Genomic DNA, 20571 nt, shown 5'->3' with positions numbered 1-20571 from the left:
TGTTTTAATGAAATCAATACTGCTTATTGGCCTTATCTTTTTATTGTCATGTTCTCACACTCAAAACGAACAAGAATCGAACAGGGAAAATGATCAAACCAGACTAAAATCACCCTATATTCTTCTTATCTCCATCGATGGATACCGCCACGATTACACAGATATGTACGATGCTGAAAATTTAAAAAAATTTCTTATTGGTGCCGCAAAGGCCAAGTCTCTTAAACCGAGTTTTCCTTCAAAAACATTTCCTAATCACTACTCGATTGTCACTGGTCTTGTGCCAGACAACCACGGAATCGTGGCAAATCATTTCTATGAACCAGAAATGAAAATGGAATACAAACTCTCAAATAGAGAAATGGTTAAAAATCCCAAATTCTATGGTGGTACTCCTTTTTGGAATTTAACACAGCAAAACGGTATGAATAGTGCGAGCTTTTTTTGGCCTGGCTCGGAAGCAAAAATTAATGATATGTACCCAACTTTTTGGAAAACTTTTAGTATGGAGACCACTCATACAGAAAAGATTGAAGGAATTATCAATTGGCTTAAATTACCAGAAAACAAACGCCCCCATTTTCTCACTCTCTACTTTCACGATGTAGATTCTGCAGGACATAAGTATGGCCCAGTATCACCCGAAACACGACAGGCCGTTCAAAAAGTCGATAATAGTTTGGGCAAGCTTTTTACCGAACTTGAGAAAATGGATCTGCCATTAAATATTATCATCGTCTCTGATCATGGAATGACAGCGGTAGACAAACATTCTCCCTATTACCTTGAAGACATATACGCTGAAGACTATCCTGAACTTAAAGAGAATTTTACTTTTATTGGCATGGGACCAATTATCCACAGCTATTTCAAAGGCGATGAAAAAAATAAGAAAAAACTTATCTCAAAACTAGTTCACATTCTTAACAGTAAACGAATTAAGGCCAGGGCCTTTTCAAGAGAAGATATTCCGTCACAATTCAAATTAAACAAGAATCCACGCATTGGTGATGTTTTAATTATGACAGAACTTGGAAAATTTATTGGTCAAAAGTCTAATAGTATAAGTGAAGGAAATCATGGTTACGACAATAATAAAAAAGATATGCACGGCATTTTTTACGCAAAAGGTCCAAATATAGTGCCTAAGACTTTACCAACAATTGACAATACTAGCATTTACAATTTTATGGCACAAATCTTAGATATAGAAGTAAAAGAACAAAATGATGGAACAATTCGTCACTTATTACCAATAGTAAAAAAATAGGAGAATTTATGAAAAAAATGATGGCAGCTATTGCCCTAACAACACTATCTCTATCTTCGATGGCGGCAGACTGTGTTGCTCTAACTAAAGATGTTCCCCAAGTAACTTGGACAGCTTTTAAAACACCAGCTAAGGCAGGAGTAAATGGTACATTTACAAATACTTCGATCGTGGCCACAACAGCAAAAAATGCTCAAGACCTGATGAGCACTGCAACTTTCACTATTGATACAAATACTTCTTCAACAAAAGATGCTGCTAGAGATGCAAATATCAATAAAAACTTTTTCTCACTTTTCAAAAACCCAGGAAAAATCACAGGAAAGGTTTTAAAGGTAACTGACAAGAAAGTTAATGTTGCTATTACTTTAAATGGTAAAACAATTGAAGTTCCAATGAAATACGCTCTTGAAGACAACAAGATTGTTGCTAACGGAACTATCGATGTATTCGATTTTGCTCTTAACGATCAATTGAAAAAACTTAACAAAGCTTGTTTTGCACTACATGAAGGTAAAACATGGAATGATGTAAACATTCAGCTTGTTGCAAATACTGAAAGCGTAAAATGTAACTAAAAAAAGAGGGTCAGAAATGACCCTTTTTATTTCAACAAAGACTCTAATCCAGAGAATATCTTTTTAAAATTTCCGACATTATAAACTGGTCTAATCATTTCTAGACATTGTTCAAGTGCAAATTCACCTTTATTTGATGTGTAATACTTTGAAACAAAATCCTCTACTACGATAAATAAACAAGCAATAAGCGGAACTTGATCTCCTCTAAGTCCTTTAGGAAAACCTGTGCCATCTGGTCTTTCGTGGTGGCCAAGAATAATCATTTCAACATCAGGAGGAGTAAACTTTAGACTAGATACAATCCCCTGTGCTTCGAAAGGATGATTCTTTATTTTTTTTATGTCTTGCCAACGTAAAGTAGTAATCTCTTTTTCATCGAAATACTTAGCAAGATGATGATCATCCTCATTAAAAGCAATATCATGAAAAATTGCAGCATAAACAATTTTTTCAACAATGCCACGAGAGAAAAAGCCAAGCTCTCTGGCAATTGCTGGAGCAAGATAAGTAATCAAAAGACAGTGTTCATAGAAATGTCGAGATTCCTTTAGATGTTGGATCTTTTCATAAACGATGCGACCACTATTTTCTATTTCATCAAAAAGCCTATTCGTTACCAAATTAACTTCGGACACGATATCTTGACTAACACCAAGGGCCTTTACTTTTTCTTGAATGGCCTCGACTAAAGAAATTTGAAGCGATTGGTTTTCATGGGGGTCTTCTGACTTATTTAAAAAACGTACTTTTAACGAATCAAGGTAGAAAAAGAAATCATCCTCATTTAGATAGAAATTACGCACACCTTTAATTGTGTATTGTTCAATAATTTGCTCAAGGCCAATACTGTTGGCCTCATAAATTTTGACATACTTACTTTCTGAGAGTCTAAGGTAGATATCAAAACGTCCGTTTGTGAGAAGAGTGGACTCATAATTTAGTTTTGGATAGGGATGATTAATCGCATTGAGCCCCAATCTTTCCTGTATGGCCACGGAAACACTATCCACATCTATATTCTTAATGAGATTCAAATTCACAAAGGGAATTTTTTCATTTTCAATTTGTTTGATAATTTTATTTGGCTCTGGATCCGAAGAACTAACAATAACGGCCAATTCATCTTTGCTTGGATTGAAATTATCTACGAGTTGATTTAAATTCTCATAGGAAATATCAGCATCCATTACCCCTTCAATAAGAAGGACATCCACATCAGACAAAACTTTCAGTTCATCAACAAATAACAATCTCATTTAAAATTACCTTTTTCCATTTGCCTGATTATCAAATGCTTTTCCAATGTCTTTTGTAGACTTATTCGATCAACTGGCTTTAGAAGAAAATCAGACATTCCAATAGCAAAGCAACTCTCTTTATCTTTTTGATAAACGTTTGCAGTGAGAGCAATTATTATAGGTTTTTTACTACCTTTACTCTCTTTTAATATGATTTTCGAGGCCTCCATACCGTCCAAAATGGGCATTTGAAGATCCATTAATACTAGATCATAGCTTTTGTAGCGAAAGGCCTCACAGGCCTCTTTACCATTTTGTGCAACCTCAGGTTCATAACCTAGGCGCTCAAGGAAGCGAACAATCACATCCCTATTTATAGGATTATCCTCAACGACTAGAATGTCGGCCGGGTAATTTTCTGAAAACTCACTAATATCAAAATCTTGATTATGGGTTTGCTCTAAATCCAAATCTCCTTTTTCTAATTCAAGAGTAACTTTAAATGTTGTACCTCGACCAATTTCACTCTCAACAGAAATATCCCCTCCCATATATTTAACAATTTTCTGACAGACAACAAGGCCAAGTCCAGCACCATGATTGTGATGGGATTTCATATTATCAAATTGTTGGGCATTGAAAGGTTTAAAAATATTTTGCAGCCTACTTTTAGGAATTCCTATACCTTGATCAGAAATTTTAAATTCTAAAAGATAAGCATTATTTGAAAGATCGACATCCTTCAGTGTAATCCCCATGAAAACATCGCCAAAGTTGGAAAACTTTATTGAATTATCGAGAAGGTTCTTCAAGATTTGTCTAATTTTATCTCCGTCACCTTTAAGAACACGCGGTAATCTTTCATCCAGTTCGATTTTAAGCGTGAGATTCTTATCTTGAGTGTGATCATTAAAATATGTAAGGAGCGCTCCTAAAATATTTTTCATGATAAAATTTTTGTGTTCAATTTTAAAACTATCAGTCTCAACACGAGAAAAATCTAAGATATCATTTACTGTAGACAGTAAAGATAGAGATGATGTTTTAATGGCAGAGACGATACTTTTTTGATCATTATTTAAACTTCCCTCTTCCAAAACTTCAATCATACCAAGAATTCCATTCATAGGATTTCGTATTTCTAAACCCATATTTGAGAGGAATACACTCTTTGAAATAAGAAGATCATTGGTATTCTTTTTAATCTTATCAAAATCTAATAATGATAATCTGGCGTTTTCATAAATATAAAATAAAAAGCTTACACATGTTGCGGCACTCAGCCCCATAAAAAGAAGAAAAATTGAAATCAATGAGATCTTTTCGTTGTGAACCGTGGTCCCCGTCTTGAAGTCAAACAAATAGAAACTCACATAGAAGGAAGTGAGTAACATTTGAGAGAGAATATTTATGGCCAAGTGACGATAGTCCTTACTTTTAAGATCAAAAGATAAAAGAAAGCGGAAAAAGAAATAACTTGAAACAAATGTAAAAAGAAAAAAGAAGGCCTGTATACAAACGAGAAAGAATAGATCGCCATGAATGGCAAAAATACTATGACCTCCCGTAAATATAAAGGAGAGGATGAATAGCATTGATATAAATACCAATTCAAGTGGTCCAAAGTGTTGTTTTGAATAAAAGTGATTTTTCTTATGCCAAATATAAAGAAATAAGGGGGCCAAATGAACAACACTCAAAAATGTCGCACAAAAAAAGCTAAGAGAAGTTCCAATATAAAACTCCCCACCCCCTATGAAATGATCATAACTAAAGAAGATAAGAAAAGATGTCACAGCACTGGAGATAAGAGAGACACAAAAAAATGAGCAAAACTTCTCCCAGGAATTATAAAAATACGCCTTATTTCTATTGTCGAAAATATAGCTGATCGCTAGTGGTGGTAGCATGCGCGCCAAAGCACAGACAAGAATGATCAAAGGATTGGCAAGGCCACGACCAAAGTCATGAAAGTTATAAATTTCTAACGCCACCCCACCGGTGAAAATAGCGACAAAGTCAGAAACCCTTCTTTCTTTACCAATGACAATAGCAAAGGCCATCGCTGGTAGTAACAAAGAGAGCTTATATTCACTCAAAATAAAAACGTGCCCAAGTCTTCCTAGGGTAAAATAAAAAAGGACAATGGATAGAAAGTGAATAATATTTCTCATCATAATGTTATCCTTTAAATTTACTCACTTCATGGATAAAAAACAAAATAAGAAATACTTAGGCCAAACGACACGAAACAATCAGGTATTTAGAATTTGAAATTCAAAGGAACTTTAAGATATAGGTAATAGCGTTGACCCTAAAGTTGGCCAACGCTCTTTTTAGAATATTTACTCAACTATTGGTAACTTGAGATAGCGAATACCATTATTCTCTTTTTCAGGTAACTCACCTGCATTGATATTGACTTGAATACTAGGCAACAACAATCGAGGAGCTTGTAATGTCGCATCACGAGTTGTTCTGAACTTAATAAAGTCTGCCTCTGAAGTACCACCCTTTAATTGAATATTGGCATCCATTGAAGCTTGTACCGTTGTCTTATATTCAAGAGGACGGCCACCTGGCATATAATCATGACCAACATAAATCTTAGTCTCTTTAGGAAGAGAATAAATAATATTATGAACAGAGTTATAGAGAGCTTTTGCATCACCTTTTGGAAAGTCACAACGACCTGTTCCATAATCAGGCATGAAAATAGCGTCACCAACAAAAAGAGAATCATTGATGTAATAGCTCACGCATGCAGGAGTGTGACCAGGTGTATTGAAAACCTTAAATTTCAAGACTCCAGCATTAAACTCTTCACCATCGGCAAATAGAGAGTCAAATTGAGAACCATCAACCTTTAAATCTTCAAGGTTAAAAATCTCTTTAAAGGTTTCTTGAACTTGAGTAATATTCTTCCCGATTCCAATTTTTACACCAGGAAAGTCCTTCTTAAATAATTGTGAAGAACTCAAGTGGTCAGCGTGCGCATGAGTTTCAAGAACGAAGTGAACATTTAACTTATGAGCGTTAATATACTCTAGCACCTTGTGGTAACTGTTATGATTTAATTTTCCCGAAAAAGAATCGTAATCAAGAACAGGATCAATAACCACAGCATCTTTTGTGGCCTCATCAAAAACGATATATGTCATCGTATATGTACTTTCATCAAACAGGGCTTCAATTTTCATACAATCCTCCATAGTTGAGATTGATTATGACAAAAAAAATCAAAACGTAAAATGATCTTCGTCAAAGTTGCCTTTCATTCTTGTTGAATTAAAGAATCGAAAAGGGCACAATAATAGTATGAAATTACATAATTATGGCGAAGACCTGATCTCTATTATTAAAAAAGAGTACCCGCAAGAAATTTCTCACAAGGAATTTAATAGCGCAGAGAAAATTTACGATGAGGGAGATACTCCCCACCATCTTTTTTTTATAGATGAAGGACTCGTTTCTTTGACAAGTCTAAGTATTAACGGCCAAGAGGCCCTCCTTAGGGTCTTTGGTAAAGGCTTTATCTTTGGTCATAGATCTCTCATCAGTGAAGAGCATTATCACGCCAGCGCCCACACTCTTTGTAAAACAAAAGTGCTGATGGTGCCCAAAGAAATTTTCTATCTTACAATCAACACTCACCCCAAGGCCGCAGTGTTAATTGCAAAAATTTTAGCAAAAGAACTTAGACGATCAGAGCTACGTCTAAAAGATATGAGTGGAAAAAAAGTCTATGGCCGCATTATAGAGGCCCTTATTTTTCTAAAGAATCGCTACCCAGACTATCAATGGACGCGCAGAGAAATTGGTGAGTTCTCTGGAGCTAAGACCGAGACAGTTTCGCGTGTGCTTGGCCAGCTCGAACAAGAGGGCCATATCTATAAAGAAGGTAGGGCCATCCATATTAAAGACCCCGTTGCCTTATTGGAATCTGAGGCCTTTAACGATTAAGTTTGATTAAGATCATAACACTCACAACTTTCTCTATGTCATTATAGTTAGAATGACGGGGAGATTATTATGACTATTGGATATTTTTTAGCATTATTTATCGGTATCAGTCTTGGACTTCTAGGTGGCGGAGGCTCAATCCTCACAGTGCCTATCCTCGTCTATGTTCTAGAGATGCCAGCAAAATCCTCAATTGCTCTAAGCTTAGTTATAGTTGGGGTGACTGCACTAATCTCGGCCCTTGGACATGCTCGTAAAAAAAATGTAAATTTCAAAATAGCTTTTATCTTTGCTCCCATGGCCATGCTCGGGGCCTTTTTAGGGGCAAGACTCTCAAAACTAATGGATGGCAGCACTCAGCTTATTCTCTTTGCCATCATTATGCTATTGGCCGCAATTTTTATGTTTAAAGGTCAAAAGACAAATGAGAAAGAAGATGAAAATGAAACAAAAGAAATTAAAAAAACCCTCATTCTTATCCAGGCCTTTATCGTAGGAATTATCACTGGTATAGTTGGCGTTGGTGGAGGTTTTCTCATTGTTCCTGCCCTGGTACTACTAACGGGAGTCTCCATGAAAGTGGCCGTGGGAACGAGTCTACTCATTATTGCCTTTAACTCATTTAGCGGCTTTGTTGGCTATATTGGCACCATTGAAATTCCATGGATGTTCCTGTCTATCTTCACAACAGTTACCGTTATAGGATCGCTAATTGGCGGCCATTTAAGCTCTTACATATCAAGTGCTAAATTGAAAAAAGTTTTCGCTGTCTTTCTTATTATTATGGGATTTTTCATCCTCTACAAAAATAAAGACAAACTTGTAAGTGAATTCAATCCAAGAAAAGCTGACGTTCAGAAGGTTTTGGCATGGGACAAACACTCTTACCAGGAAAGAATTTCTTTCTATTCACTGCCACAAGATCGTAACACCAATCTGTAATAAAGCGTGGAAGAAAACGGCACAGTGAAAGAACAGGCCATGGAAAAGAAAGAAGAGAGAAAATAAAGAAAACGGCCTTGGACTTTATATAGAAAGTGTCATCAACAGTTACAACGACACTATCAAAACTTTCTCTCAGGGCACTTACTAAATGATCTTTAGCATAATTGCCCTGCAAAGAAGTATATCTGAACAATCTTTTACGATCACGCTTTAGAACAAAGCCTACAAAGAAGTGGCAAAGAGCGCAATCTCCATCGAAATATACGATTATCGTCTTTGCCATATTTATCCTATTTATTCGTTTGGAAAAATCACAGGTCGTGCTTCATCTTCAAGTTCAGTAATACAGTCTGTGATATTTTCATAAAATTCTTGATTCAAGTGAGACCATCTCGGCCCTTGTTCAATCATCTGCTCATAACTTGTTATTCCAGTGAACTCACATTTACCCATAAAGTATTCTGGATCACCATCAGTGTCATTATAACCGTCAAACAAATAAACTGAAAGAGTACAAGTTGCCGTGACATCATCACAAGTAAGTTCAGGGAAGTTAAAGTTAAAATCCCCTTCGCACCATGTATCACCACAGATATTATCGATTTCTAGCAGGATTTTATTATTTTGAGCGCGAGTTAAAAAATCGGCAGCAAAGATTGAAGTATTTAAAGTCAGTGCCATAAGTAGAATAATTGATTTCATATTAGATCCCTTTTTTAATCAGTTCGTGTGGGCTTTATATGTAAATAGATCTATGCGGTAAAGCTTAGAAAAACAATACTATCTATACAATTTTTATATGAAAGTGTGAGGGTCTAGCTATTTGTGTTCAGCTGGCCACAGGCGGCCAAGATATCATCACCCTTTGTCACGCGAACCATCGTAGGAATCTTATAACTCACTAAAACTTCTTCAAAGGCCCTAACAGTAGAGAGTTCAGGTCTTTGATAATGGCTCCCTGGAACGGGATTAAAAGGAATCAAATTGATAATGGCCCTTTTATCTTTTAAAAGCTCTGCAAGAGCTTTGGCGTCTTCTTCGGAGTCATTTAAATTTTTAATTAATAAATACTCGTAAGTAACAAATTGTTTGCGATGAAGAGGAATATCATCGATAAATTTGAGTACTTCTTTTAGAGGATAGCGCTGATTAATAGGAATGAGTTCATTTCTAATTTCATCAAATGGCGAATGAAGCGATAGAGCAAGATTCACACCTGGCATCTCATCTTTCCAGCGCATAAGTCCTGGCAAATAGCCTGAAGTTGATACAGTTATTCTTTGCGCGGCCATTGAGGCGCCCTCTTGAGCGATGAGAATATCACAGGCCTTTTTAACAGCATCAAAATTATGAAGTGGTTCACCTTGTCCCATAAAAACAACATTTAGAATTCGGGCATCGGGTCCAGGTCTATTCTCACCTAACCACTTATGGACCATCATCAGCTGACCAATAATTTCGTGAACTTTTAAATTTCTCTTAAGGCCTTGCATGCCAGTGAAACAAAACGAACACTTCATAGCACATCCCACTTGAGTGGAAAGGCACACGCTGTATTTTCGGTTAAAAGGAATAAGAACAGTCTCGACTTTACTGCCATCTTCCAGTTCAAATAAAAACTTTACTGTTAAATCTGATGCCTTTTGAATATGCGAAATTCGAGGTAGGCCAAATGACATTGCGCCATAAACAAGCTCTTTTGTCCCTTTAGACAAATCTTCAACACAAGGTTCAAAGTTTTTCTTTTTATAATGCCAATTATAAAGAACATTGGCCCCGCGAGCGGATAGGCCATTGGCAGTAATAATGTCTTTAAGCTCGTTATAGCTTAACTCGTAAAATGAACTCATGTTTAATTCTCGTGAAATGACTAACAGCTCTTATCAAGATTAACGCGTTTAGGCCACGAATTCCCATGATAGAAATCATCTAACGCAGCAATGAATTTTCTTGATCGTAAACATTGCGCACCACTTCAAAAAAGTTTTTTATGTCTCAAAGAAAAACGGTTAACTATTCCTTTTCAATGAGTTAAACTACAGGTGATTTCAAATCACATTTTTTTAAACTACATACTGTCTAAAAGGGGTAAATTTCCTATGGCATCAAAACTGTGCACGTATTTAAAAGCATCTGTTGTAAAAAAACAGGTGATGGCCGTGACAGGACTCCTGCTTTGTGGGTTTCTCGTCTCTCACTTAATTGGGAACTGTCTAATTTATGTTGGTTCAGACGCGTTTAACACTTACGCTCATGCGCTAACGAGTAACAAACTTATTTATGTTGCTGAGGCAATTCTTGCTGCGATTTTCTTCACGCATATTGGTCTTGCGATCAAGTTGACGGTAGAAAATAAGAAAGCTCGTCCAGTTCAGTACTACATGAAGCAAAAGACAGGCAGAGGAGCAACTTTCGCTTCTTCAACAATGCCTTATACAGGGATGCTAATCCTAGTTTTCCTTATCATCCACTTAATCAACTTTAAATTTGGTCCTGTTTACATGACTCAAATTGACGGTATCGAAGTAAGAGATCTACACAAAACTGTAGTTCTTTATTTCCAATCACCGCTTAACGTTCTTTGGTACGTAATTGCGATGATTGCCCTAGGTATTCACGTAAGTCATGGTTTCTGGTCAGCATTCCAATCACTTGGTTTCAGCCATCCAAAATACAACTGTGGTTTAAAACTTATTTCAAAACTATTCGCAGTAGTGATCGCTCTTGGATACATTGCTCTTCCAATCTACTGCTACCTTCTAGGGGGTAAATAATGACTGATATTAAGAAACTTGATGGTAAAGTTCCTGAAGGTCCACTAAGAGAAAAATGGACGAACCATAAATTCAATATGAAACTTGTAAACCCTGCGAACAAGCGTAAGTACAACGTTATCGTAGTCGGTACAGGTCTTGCTGGAGCTTCTGCTTCTGCAACTCTTGCAGAGCTTGGTTACAATGTTAAAACTTTCTGTATTCAAGATTCAGGAAGAAGAGCTCACTCAATTGCTGCCCAAGGTGGTATCAATGCTGCGAAAAACTATCCAAACGATGGTGACTCAGTATGGAGACTTTTCTACGATACAGTAAAAGGTGGAGACTACCGTGCAAGAGAAGCAAACGTTTACCGTCTTGCTGAAGTTGCAAATAGCATCATCGATCAGTGTGCTGCTCAAGGTGTTCCTTTTGCTCGTGAGTACGGTGGAACTCTTTCAAACAGATCATTCGGTGGAGCGCAAGTTTCACGTACTTTCTATGCGAGAGGACAAACAGGTCAACAGCTTCTTCTTGGAGCTTACCAATCAATGATGAAAGAAGTTGGTAAAGGTAAAGTTCAAGTTTATACAAGAAGAGAAATGGTTGAACTTGTTATCGTTGACGGTATGGCCCGCGGTATTATTACAAGAAACCTTATCACTGGTGAATTCGAAAAATTCGCTGCTGATGCTGTTCTTCTTTGTACTGGTGGTTACGGTAACGCTTACTTCCTTTCTTCAAACGCAATGGCCTCTAACGGTTCAGCGGCTTGGAAAGCTTATAAGAAAGGGGCAATGTTTGCGAACCCTTGTTTCACGCAAATTCACCCAACATGTATCCCTGTTCACGGAACAAACCAGTCGAAACTTACTCTTATGTCAGAGTCACTAAGAAACGATGGCCGTGTTTGGGTTCCAAAAGCTCCAGGTGACAAGCGTAAGCCAAATGAAATTCCTGAAAGCGAGAGAGATTACTACCTAGAGAGAAAATACCCTTCTTTTGGTAACCTTGTTCCAAGAGACGTTGCTGCAAGAAACGCAAAACTAGCTGTTGATGCTGGTCAAGGTGTTGGATCAACTGGTGTAGCTGTATATCTAGACTTTGCTGATGCTATTAAGCGTGACGGTCTAGAAACAATCAAAGCTAAGTACGGTAACCTTTTCGATATGTACGAGAGAATTACTGACGAGAACCCATACGAAGTTCCAATGAGAATTTACCCAGCTGTTCACTATACAATGGGTGGTCTATGGGTAGATTACAACCTACAAACAACTATTCCTGGTTGTTTCGCTCTTGGTGAAGCAAACTTCTCTGACCACGGTGCCAACCGCCTTGGAGCTTCTGCTCTAATGCAAGGTCTAGCTGATGGTTACTTTGTTATTCCATACACTCTAGGAAATTACCTAGCTGGTGAAGGTCTAATCAATAAGAAAGTAAGTGCAGATCACCCAGAATTTGATAAAGCAATGAAAGAATCTAAAGACAGATTCTCAAAGCTTCTAAGTATCAACGGTAAGAGATCTGTAGATACATTCCACAGAGAACTTGGAAATATCATGTGGGAACACGTTGGTATGGCAAGAACTAAGGAAGGTCTAGAAACTGCTATTTCTGAAATTCAAAAACTAAGAAAAGAATTCTGGCAAGATGTTAAGGTTACAGGTACTGCAGAAGGTATCAACCTTGAGCTTGAAAAAGCAAACAGAGTTGCTGACTTCTTAGAACTAGGTGAACTAATGGCAAGAGACGCTCTAACAAGAAATGAGTCTTGCGGTGGACACTTAAGAGAAGAATATCAGACAGAAGAAAACGAAGCGAAACGTGACGATGAAAACTACACTCACGTAGCGGCTTGGGAATATAAGGGTGACGAACAAACTCCCGCTCGTAACATTGAAGAGCTGAAGTATGACAACGTTAAACTTACTCAAAGATCTTACAAGTAATAGGAGCAATAAATGAGTTCAGATAACTTAATGACACTTAACCTGAAAATTTGGAGACAACAAAACTCTAAAGACTCAGGAAAAATTCAAGACTACGTACTAGAAGGTGTTTCACCAGACTCATCTTTCCTAGAGATGCTTGATCAATTGAATGAAAAACTAATCGCTGAAGGTATTGACCCAGTTTCTTTTGACCACGACTGTCGCGAAGGTATTTGCGGTATGTGTTCACTAATGATCAATGGTCAAGCTCACGGTCCAGAAAGAGAAACGACAACATGTCAGCTTCACATGAGAAAGTTCAATGATGGCGATACTGTTGTCATCGAGCCTTTTAGAGCGAGAGCATTTCCTGTTCTGAAAGACCTGATGGTTGATCGTGGCGCTTTTGATGAAATCATTGCTGCTGGTGGTTTCACTAATGTAAACACTGGTAACGCTCCTGATGCAAACTCTATCCTTATTCCTCAATCAGATGCTGAACTTGCAATGGATGCAGCTGCTTGTATTGGTTGTGGTGCTTGTGTAGCTAGTTGTAAAAATGCTTCTGCAATGCTTTTCGTATCTGCAAAAGTTTCTCAACTTGCTCTACTACCACAAGGTCAAGTAGAAGCTGATCAACGTGTTCAAAACATGGTTGCGAAAATGGATGAACTTGGATTTGGTAACTGTACTAACGAAGCTGAATGTGAGGCCTCTTGTCCGAAAGGGATTTCTATTTCAAACATCGCTCGTATGAACAGAGATTACCTATCTGCTGCTGTAAAAAGTAAAGCTGAACCAAAAGCTTAATCCATAGAAGGCCCCTTTTTGGGGCCTTTTTTTTGGATTTTTTGATTTGTTTTATTTTTAATATTTTTGTTTGACCTATCAAACTTTTCAATATAAATTCTCCCTAACGAATCAAGTTAAGGAGATTATATGAAATACTATTTAATTACTGTTCTAACGACTCTTGCTTTTGCTAGCTCTTCCCACAGCACTGAATTCAACACGGCCTATTGGGCACAAGGTGTAGGCTATGACTGCGGAAGCTTCGAAGACCTACCTGTACCAGCACCTGAAATTTACACTCAAAAAGAAGTAAAATTCAAAAAGCTATCTGCAGATAAACCACTTAATAACTTCATGCTTGAACTTAGCTACAAAGGTGCGCACGAAGTTACATGTGAACAGACTAATCTTTATGTGCGAAATAGAGCGACACAAAAGCTAGAGCTCGCACACACAGAAGTTAATCTGCCAGAACTATGCGAGGCCACAAAAACATGGCTTGATGAAGAGCTTAAAAATCCAGGCTATGATGCTACACCAAGAGGTCACCGCTACCTTGCCATCAACATCATTGACGGCGAAGAAAATGAATACTGCGAAGGTCCAGTTGTTAGGGCCCTATTTGAAAGAAAACAATAAATTTTACAGAATAGGGCCAGTGCAATCTGGCCCTATGCATATAAACTTACCGCCAATTCTTGACAAAAACACACCACCTTTGTCACTATTTCTCCCTATTTAGCCATCATCTTCTTACTTTTTCTTACATTTGGGGCTAAAAGTTCATCATATTAAAAGTCTTTAATGACCCCCTTACCTCTTTATTCTAAGATGCCACAAATTTTCGGGGGAAAATTATGGGGAATAAATTCATTATCGCAAGTTTGGCCATCGTAACGTCTTCTTGTATGTTCGTAAGCGACAAAGAAGTGGCGAAGGTAAAAGAAGTCATCGAGACAGAGCAAGCTGCTGTAAGTGACAATAATGTTGAACCACAGAGCGCTACTCAACAGACGGCACCTGCAGTCGTTGAAGTCGAAGCGCCAAAGCTCATCATTGAGGCCCCTGTAGTTCCAGTAAAAAAAGAAAACGTAACTAAAGCTAAAAAATCTGCAAAAGTAGTTAAGGCAACTAAGGTAACTAAGGCAACAAGGCCCGTTACTAAAAATACACCCGAAACAAAACCTGCCACTGTTGTCGATACAGTATCAACTCAAGCGGCAGCAACAAGCGAAATAGCGGCCAACTCCATTACAACAGATCTTGATTCTTCAACAATGAATCTTGGTAAAAAATTTGGTGCAAGCTTAAGTTTAACAACTTCAACAAGTGTACTTGAAACAGATTCATACGATAGTTATGTTACGTCATCTGCTCAACTAGCAGTTAGCTATAAACTAACAGATAAGATTTCACTTAAGGCCAATGGTTCTGTTGATAAGAACTTCAAAGGCGAAAGAGATCAATCATTTTCAAGTGCCTACCTAGGCGTATCTGCACCCCTTAAAGATTTTGGAACTACAATCTCGACAGCTGCAAGTGGTGGTTACTACTTTCCAGTAAATGCCGACCAAAGAAGAAATACATCTTACAACGGTCGCGCTCTTGGAAAACTGAGCGCAAATATCGATCTTAGAAAAGTTGGACTTAAATATGTAAGCTTAAGCCTCAGTACTGCTTTTGCTAAGAACTTCCACGAATTTAAAAGAACTGCATCAAACGGTGCTAACACAAACTATTACATAACTAACCTTGTGGCCCTGACATATGCTCCATTCGCTAAGGGTGGGCTTACTGCCTACTTTAGCAATACAACGAAATGGGACTATGAAAATGAGCGCGGTTCCGACTCGTTTGCTCTTGGGCAAAGTTTTGATTGGTCATTTGACAAGAATTTCGCCATCAGTGTTGGACACGAACTTGGTGGGAAAACTTATGGGTATACGGGAAGACAATTTGATGTCTCATTATTTGATAAAAGCAAATCTAGTGTTTATACAAGCTTGATCTACACGCTGTAGGATTAGAGCAGGAGAAAGGGAATGAAAAATTTAAAGACTCTCACAGTACTTGCTTTAGCACCGATCATTATGGTTGGTTGTGCTAAAGATACTCCGTACGATGAAGTGTACAAGGAAGTAAAAGAAGCAAGTAAAAATGAATTTATCACTGAGGAAAATGGGCAACCAGTTAAGTACCTTTATGTTCCAATGACTCTTGGAACACCAAGAGAAGTAACTCAAGCTGACCCATTCTACCAAGGTGACGAAAAAATCGTTCGTCTAGAGTGGTCAGAGGAAGGTCTAGAAGTTCTAGAAATAGAAAAAGATCGTCGTTTCGCAGAAAATGATTTGAACGACACTCCTGTACTTACAATTCCAGGGTCATATGCATCTTATAGATGTCGTGAAGACAACTACGGAAAATGTACAAACGCTGAAGAAGAGAATAATGAACTTGAGTGGTTCCAAAAAGATAAGTTCACACCGAACTTTGAAGGTCTACAAGTTCGTGAGATTAATATGCTTGATGTCTCTACAGTTGAAGCAGATAGCTGTGTACAACACGCTGGAACTAAGCTTGTAGATTATGAAGTATCTCCAGGTGTAATTAACGTAGAACTAGAGAAGACATATAAGCTTTCAAGCTCATGGGGATGTATCTGGTCTAACTATGTTAACGATAAATTCTCATACAACTCATTCAAAGTTAGATTTTTCTACTCTCTTGTTCGTCTAGACCAAGTAGCGAGTAAGAAATATGAGCCAATTCACTACCCTATTCCTGACCATGATGATTTTGGTTTCTTTAAAAACGAAGAACTTGTTTTAAAAGATGACTTTGATCCTGAAAGAAAAATCAGAAAAGTTCTACTTAATCGTTGGAATCCAGTTCGTGAAAATAATGAACTTGTTTACCACCTAAGTGCTTCATACAACAAACCTGAAAATAAGCTTCTTAAAGATGCTACTTTCAAGGCCATTGAAGTAATGAACAACAGTATGAAAGATGTGAATATTCCTTTCAAAATCAAACTAGTTGAAGCAGAAGGAAAAGGAAAAAATCCAGGAGATCTTAGAAACAATATGATCGTTCTTATTGACGATCCTCTAGCGAACGGTCTTCTTGGTTATGGACCGACTGTTTCTAACCCACAAACGGGAGAAATTGTTCAAGGTCACGTAAATATGTACGGTGGTGTTCTAAAAACAATGTCTCGCCATGTTTGGGAAGCTGCTGTTGATTTAACAATTGATAAGAAAAAAGAAAAAGCACAAGAAGAAACGCTAGCAGGAGTTATTACTGTTAACCCAGCGGCCTACACAAATCTTCCAAATACACTTGCAACAATGACTGCTGTAACTTCAGGTTTTGATCCTGCTGCAACAGCTGGCGACGATGCTCAATCTCAAAAGATTAAGAAAATTGTAAATCTAATGGAAAGAGCTCACGACAAGAAACCAGGTCATGTACATACTGAAAAAACTCACGCTCTTGAAAGAGTGAGCCTAAACAGTGTTGAAAAGAAAATTGAAAAAAGAATTCACCAAAAAAGAGATATGAAACTTGAGCAAGTTCTTAAGATCAAAGGTGAAAACTTAAGTGAATTTGAAAAACATGCTCTTAAGGAAGAAGCTCGTATCGCTCGTTGGGCAGAAAACAACGCCTTTGCAGAAGAAGCGTTCCCAATCGCAGGTACAGTGAAAGTTATTTACCCTGACCTTATGAATATCCCTGGCGTTTTAAATGCAGATGGAACTCTAAAGAGATGGTCGGAACTAAATGATGAGCAAAAGGCCCAAGGTCAAAATATCATTCTAGTGAACTCTTATACATCAACTCTTATCCATGAGCTTGGACACAACCTAGGTCTACGCCACAACTTCATGGGTTCATGGGATAAAGACAATTTCTATAGTGATGAAGAAGCGAGAGCTCTTGGTCTTGATGCTGCACCAGCATACTCATCGATCATGGATTATGCTTTCAGTAACTTTAACGAACTAATGGCCCTTGGAAAGTACGACCTAGCTGCACTTCGTTTTGCTTATGCGCAAGAAGTTGAAACTGATACTGGTGTTGTATTAAAAATCAAAGGTTCTGTTTCAGAATTTAAAAAGGCCCTTGAAGACGCTAAAAAAGCTGCTCAGGCCAAAAAAGATGAATTAACAGCAAAACTTGAACTTCTACAAAACGATGTAACTTCATCTACTGCTGATATTAAGAACCTTGTTAATCAAATCAATGACACTGACAAGATTCTTAATGCCAAAGACAGAAAGGCCTATGCTTTCTGTACAGATGAAAATGCTGGTTTATCTTCAATCTGTAATAGATTTGACGAAGGGACAACTCTTCCAGAAGTTGCTAACCACAAGATTAAAAGATACTACGATCTTTATAAGTACAGAAACTTTAGAGATGGACGTCTTGACTACTCTAGTTACGATCTAGGTGGATACCTTATCGCAAGATACTGGGAATTCGCTTCTATCCGTGACATCGTTGAAGAGTATGAATTCTTCCAAACAATCTTTGGTGCTGATCTTATGTCACAAGGTTGTTCACCAGAAGATACTGCGAAATACCCAGTATGTAAGATGATTAACGAAAGAAAAGAAGCCGTAGATATCGTTGGAAACTTCTTCATTGATGTTCTTAAAACACCAGATCATATCTGTGCTGTAACAACAGCTCAGGAGCCAACTGTGATTGTTGAATTTAAGAAGCTTGCTGAAATTTACGACGAAGTTAAATACGACATCTCTCACGTGACAACATCATGTTTCGATCCAGCAGTAGAAGCAAAACTTGCTGAAGAAGGAAAAGTTGTTGTTGGTGAAGTTGGTAAATTTCTAAATGGTTTCAAAGACAATGACCCTAACTTCAAATATTCATCAGATAGAGCAACTCGCGGTATCTGGATGGATAAAGTTATGGCGATGAAATACCTTTACCAAAGAACTTGGAAAAACGGCAGCACTGACGAAGAAAACATGGCCCTAGTTGATAATGCTAATATTTTAGCTAAAACTCAGGACGTTCTTGCTCACTTAGTGCTTGGACAACCACTTACAGAGCCACAACCATTCACAATGAAAGATGGACGTAAGTTCCAGGTTCCCTATGTAATTGGAAGTGACTATAAAGTTGAACCAGTGGAATCTGCTCTATCATGGGTAACTGATTTCCTTGGCCTACCAGCTCAAGGTCGTTCAGATCTATTAACTACGCAATTAAAACAAATTGCGAGAATTGGAACAGACTACGGTCAAGACTATGCTGATAGTGCATACAACACAGTAAACTTTGTGACGAAGACAAGAATCTCTTCAATTTCTGATACTGATCTTCTAAGCAAGAACTATGTGTACTTTGATGCTGATGATATGATTTACGCTGCAAGAACAAACAACGCTCTAGCTTACACAATGATCTCGACGATCAACACAAAAGATCTTCTTGATTCAGCTGGTGCAATGGTTGTTTCGGCCGTAATTGAAGCGAGATCAAACCCACAAGCTCCAGCTGAACTATCAGCAGAAGAAGTGGCTTACTTTGAACTTGATGTTCAATGGCAAGAAAGTTTAATCAACTACGCTCAAAACAATGCTCCACTAACTCTTCAAGCGTTTGTGGGAACATTTGGTCAAGAGCTAGGAGCTAAACTATTTGCTGTATACCAAACTGGTGCTGCGAGAATGCAAGAAATTCTAGTTATTAAAGAAACTCTAGCAAACACACCACCGGCAGATGCCTCAAAAGAAGTTGTTGCCCTTTACAGCGTGCCACTTGAACTTCTTCAGATGTATGTGCAAGGCCTTATCACTGATGAACTAGTAAACCACTACGCTTCTCAATTAGATAAATTGCCACAACACAAAAATCATCCCAATAAATAATGTCCAATGAGGGCCTGAGAAATCAGGCCCTTTTTTTTGTTAACGCATTCTGATCGAAGTGGTATTGTCCCATTCATGCTTATCTATAATCAAACCACATTGGCCTTTAGGAATCGATGTCTCAATTTCGCTCGCCTTATCATGGCCAAGGAAATGGGGATTTCTTTTGGACGAAATAGATTTAAGTGGAAAAATTTCTCTATTCCCCTGAGCTTTGTCATTTTCGAACACCCGACTTTCTTGGGACATTTCAATTCTCATATTTATCAAATTGGCCTTAATAAAAAACTCATGTACACGGCCAAAGATAAAGTCTTAAAAGATATTATTCGCCACGAGCTGGCCCACCTCTTTTGCTTTCTTACCCACGGACGAACAGTTGATGATCACGGTGTAGAGTTTAGAGAGATTTGTCGCAATTTCGGTTGGGATGAGTCTGTCTATCGCGCCTATATGAACGTCGAAAATGAGAATGATAAAATTGAGGGTGATCTTAAGAGTGAGAAAATTATTGAGAGAATTAAAAAACTCTTAAATCTTGCAAGTTCAGAAAATAAGCATGAGGCCGAACTTGCAACAATAAAGGCCAACCAATTGCTTTTGAAGCATAATCTTGAGCATATCAATTCTCAAAATGAAGAAGAAGATGTTGTTGTTAAAAGAGTATTAGAAGGATCTCGTAAAACATCTAAACATCAGGCCATCTATGAAATCCTCACAACATTTCATGTGCAGCCAGTTTTCAATCATGGTAGAGGTCATTTTTATCTAGAAATTCTCGGCGATCGCGTCAATGTGGAAATCGCAGACTATATCGCGAATTATTTAGACTTAGAATTAGAGCATCTTTGGAAAATGGCCCAAAAAGAAAACGAAGGCCTAAAAGGCCTTGCCAATAAAAATTCTTTCTTTGAAGGGATGGCCCAAGGGTATAAAGAAAAGATGCGTGAACAAAAAACACAGATTGATTCAAAGGCCCTCGTTTTACTCAAAAAAGACCTCGAAAAGAAATCAGAAGTGGTTTATTCCTCACTACGCTACACTAGCTCCAAAGGCTCTTCAAAAGGCAGTGAGGGCCGTAAAATTGGCAAAAATATGGGTCGTGACCTAAGTTTTCGTCAAGGAATCGATAAAAAACAAAAATCTGGCACTGGCCTTTTATCTTGGCTTAAGTAATTTTAGTTAGTTGGCC

The 20571-nt window shown here is 37.8% G+C and carries 17 protein-coding genes; 11 read left to right on the top strand and 6 right to left on the bottom strand.

The features are described from left to right. The first annotated feature begins 7 nt into the window (after nucleotides 1-7). Entirely contained in the window at nucleotides 8-1270 is a 1263-nt protein-coding gene (locus M899_RS10005) for an alkaline phosphatase family protein (protein ID WP_021271354.1), read from the top strand. Between the two features lie 8 nt (nucleotides 1271-1278). Continuing rightward, complete coding sequence (locus M899_RS10000; protein ID WP_021271338.1) at nucleotides 1279-1848, top strand: YceI family protein; 570 nt, start codon at nucleotides 1279-1281, stop codon at nucleotides 1846-1848. A 26-nt stretch (nucleotides 1849-1874) separates the two neighbouring features. On the opposite strand, the gene M899_RS09995 is transcribed toward M899_RS10000, so the two are convergent. From M899_RS09995 to M899_RS09985, 3 genes are all read right to left on the bottom strand, one after another. Further along, nucleotides 1875-3107 (bottom strand): HD-GYP domain-containing protein, encoded by a 1233-nt coding sequence (locus M899_RS09995; protein ID WP_021271267.1) that lies wholly within the window; start codon nucleotides 3105-3107, stop codon nucleotides 1875-1877. Next, nucleotides 3104-5266 (bottom strand): ATP-binding protein, encoded by a 2163-nt coding sequence (locus M899_RS09990; protein ID WP_021271342.1) that lies wholly within the window; start codon nucleotides 5264-5266, stop codon nucleotides 3104-3106. Before M899_RS09990 ends, M899_RS09995 begins: the two co-directional genes overlap by 4 nt. Before the next feature lie 168 nt (nucleotides 5267-5434). Continuing rightward, nucleotides 5435-6289, bottom strand: coding sequence for an MBL fold metallo-hydrolase (locus tag M899_RS09985; protein WP_021271350.1), 855 nt, complete (start codon nucleotides 6287-6289; stop codon nucleotides 5435-5437). Nucleotides 6290-6407: 118 nt separating this feature from the next. Here M899_RS09985 and M899_RS09980 point away from each other — a divergent pair, with 118 nt between their 5' ends. After that, on the top strand, nucleotides 6408-7052 hold the full coding sequence (locus M899_RS09980) for a Crp/Fnr family transcriptional regulator (protein ID WP_021271290.1): 645 nt from the start codon (nucleotides 6408-6410) through the stop codon (nucleotides 7050-7052). A 69-nt stretch (nucleotides 7053-7121) separates the two neighbouring features. Then, nucleotides 7122-7994 (top strand): sulfite exporter TauE/SafE family protein, encoded by an 873-nt coding sequence (locus M899_RS09975; RefSeq protein WP_021271291.1) that lies wholly within the window; start codon nucleotides 7122-7124, stop codon nucleotides 7992-7994. On the opposite strand, the gene M899_RS18220 is transcribed toward M899_RS09975, so the two are convergent. From M899_RS18220 to rlmN, 3 genes are all read right to left on the bottom strand, one after another. After that, nucleotides 7885-8280, bottom strand: coding sequence for a thiol-disulfide oxidoreductase DCC family protein (locus M899_RS18220; protein WP_081653790.1), 396 nt, complete (start codon nucleotides 8278-8280; stop codon nucleotides 7885-7887). The two genes, M899_RS09975 and M899_RS18220, sit on opposite strands and share 110 nt — an antisense overlap. Before the next feature lie 11 nt (nucleotides 8281-8291). Next, nucleotides 8292-8699 (bottom strand): hypothetical protein, encoded by a 408-nt coding sequence (locus M899_RS09970; RefSeq protein WP_021271251.1) that lies wholly within the window; start codon nucleotides 8697-8699, stop codon nucleotides 8292-8294. Between the two features lie 113 nt (nucleotides 8700-8812). Continuing rightward, nucleotides 8813-9847, bottom strand: a complete 1035-nt coding sequence (gene rlmN, locus M899_RS09965) for a 23S rRNA (adenine(2503)-C(2))-methyltransferase RlmN (RefSeq protein ID WP_021271294.1) — start codon at nucleotides 9845-9847, stop codon at nucleotides 8813-8815. Between the two features lie 249 nt (nucleotides 9848-10096). On the opposite strand from rlmN, the gene M899_RS09960 reads away from it, so the two are divergent. The 7 genes from M899_RS09960 to M899_RS09930 all read left to right on the top strand — a co-directional run bounded on the left by M899_RS09960 (nucleotide 10097) and on the right by M899_RS09930 (nucleotide 20555). Then, nucleotides 10097-10771 carry a succinate dehydrogenase cytochrome b subunit gene (locus M899_RS09960; RefSeq protein WP_021271324.1) on the top strand — a complete coding sequence of 225 codons (675 nt, stop codon included), beginning with the start codon at nucleotides 10097-10099 and terminating at the stop codon, nucleotides 10769-10771. Continuing rightward, nucleotides 10771-12702: a fumarate reductase/succinate dehydrogenase flavoprotein subunit gene (locus tag M899_RS09955; RefSeq protein WP_021271301.1), complete on the top strand. Its 1932-nt coding sequence runs from the start codon at nucleotides 10771-10773 to the stop codon at nucleotides 12700-12702. Before M899_RS09960 ends, M899_RS09955 begins: the two co-directional genes overlap by 1 nt. Before the next feature lie 30 nt (nucleotides 12703-12732). Continuing rightward, nucleotides 12733-13494 carry a succinate dehydrogenase/fumarate reductase iron-sulfur subunit gene (locus M899_RS09950; protein WP_081653796.1) on the top strand — a complete coding sequence of 254 codons (762 nt, stop codon included), beginning with the start codon at nucleotides 12733-12735 and terminating at the stop codon, nucleotides 13492-13494. A 129-nt stretch (nucleotides 13495-13623) separates the two neighbouring features. Beyond that, entirely contained in the window at nucleotides 13624-14115 is a 492-nt protein-coding gene (locus tag M899_RS09945) for a hypothetical protein (protein ID WP_021271289.1), read from the top strand. Nucleotides 14116-14333: 218 nt separating this feature from the next. After that, nucleotides 14334-15497, top strand: a complete 1164-nt coding sequence (locus tag M899_RS09940; protein ID WP_021271326.1) for a hypothetical protein — start codon at nucleotides 14334-14336, stop codon at nucleotides 15495-15497. 21 nt (nucleotides 15498-15518) lie between these two features. Continuing rightward, nucleotides 15519-19379 carry a zinc-dependent metalloprotease gene (locus M899_RS09935; protein ID WP_021271248.1) on the top strand — a complete coding sequence of 1287 codons (3861 nt, stop codon included), beginning with the start codon at nucleotides 15519-15521 and terminating at the stop codon, nucleotides 19377-19379. Between the two features lie 75 nt (nucleotides 19380-19454). Beyond that, complete coding sequence (locus M899_RS09930) at nucleotides 19455-20555, top strand: DUF2786 domain-containing protein (protein WP_155897177.1); 1101 nt, start codon at nucleotides 19455-19457, stop codon at nucleotides 20553-20555. The last annotated feature ends 16 nt before the right edge of the window (nucleotides 20556-20571 follow it).

This window comes from Bacteriovorax sp. BSW11_IV, from assembly GCF_000447755.1.
GTDB lineage: Bacteria > Bdellovibrionota > Bacteriovoracia > Bacteriovoracales > Bacteriovoracaceae > BSW11-IV.
Note: the sequence above shows the minus strand (reverse complement) of the source record. Positions and strands in the feature narration are given on the sequence as shown.

Excerpts from the sequence above, each read along its gene's own strand:
- M899_RS10005 (WP_021271354.1), top strand. The coding sequence starts at position 8 with ATGAAATCAATACTGCTTATTGGCCTTATCTTTTTATTGTCATGTTCT.
- M899_RS10000 (WP_021271338.1), top strand. The coding sequence starts at position 1,279 with ATGAAAAAAATGATGGCAGCTATTGCCCTAACAACACTATCTCTATCT.
- M899_RS09995 (WP_021271267.1), bottom strand. The coding sequence starts at position 3,107 with ATGAGATTGTTATTTGTTGATGAACTGAAAGTTTTGTCTGATGTGGAT.
- M899_RS09990 (WP_021271342.1), bottom strand. The coding sequence starts at position 5,266 with ATGATGAGAAATATTATTCACTTTCTATCCATTGTCCTTTTTTATTTT.
- M899_RS09985 (WP_021271350.1), bottom strand. The coding sequence starts at position 6,289 with ATGAAAATTGAAGCCCTGTTTGATGAAAGTACATATACGATGACATAT.
- M899_RS09980 (WP_021271290.1), top strand. The coding sequence starts at position 6,408 with ATGAAATTACATAATTATGGCGAAGACCTGATCTCTATTATTAAAAAA.
- M899_RS09975 (WP_021271291.1), top strand. The coding sequence starts at position 7,122 with ATGACTATTGGATATTTTTTAGCATTATTTATCGGTATCAGTCTTGGA.
- M899_RS18220 (WP_081653790.1), bottom strand. The coding sequence starts at position 8,280 with ATGGCAAAGACGATAATCGTATATTTCGATGGAGATTGCGCTCTTTGC.
- M899_RS09970 (WP_021271251.1), bottom strand. The coding sequence starts at position 8,699 with ATGAAATCAATTATTCTACTTATGGCACTGACTTTAAATACTTCAATC.
- rlmN (WP_021271294.1), bottom strand. The coding sequence starts at position 9,847 with ATGAGTTCATTTTACGAGTTAAGCTATAACGAGCTTAAAGACATTATT.
- M899_RS09960 (WP_021271324.1), top strand. The coding sequence starts at position 10,097 with ATGGCATCAAAACTGTGCACGTATTTAAAAGCATCTGTTGTAAAAAAA.
- M899_RS09955 (WP_021271301.1), top strand. The coding sequence starts at position 10,771 with ATGACTGATATTAAGAAACTTGATGGTAAAGTTCCTGAAGGTCCACTA.
- M899_RS09950 (WP_081653796.1), top strand. The coding sequence starts at position 12,733 with ATGACACTTAACCTGAAAATTTGGAGACAACAAAACTCTAAAGACTCA.
- M899_RS09945 (WP_021271289.1), top strand. The coding sequence starts at position 13,624 with ATGAAATACTATTTAATTACTGTTCTAACGACTCTTGCTTTTGCTAGC.
- M899_RS09940 (WP_021271326.1), top strand. The coding sequence starts at position 14,334 with ATGGGGAATAAATTCATTATCGCAAGTTTGGCCATCGTAACGTCTTCT.
- M899_RS09935 (WP_021271248.1), top strand. The coding sequence starts at position 15,519 with ATGAAAAATTTAAAGACTCTCACAGTACTTGCTTTAGCACCGATCATT.
- M899_RS09930 (WP_155897177.1), top strand. The coding sequence starts at position 19,455 with ATGCTTATCTATAATCAAACCACATTGGCCTTTAGGAATCGATGTCTC.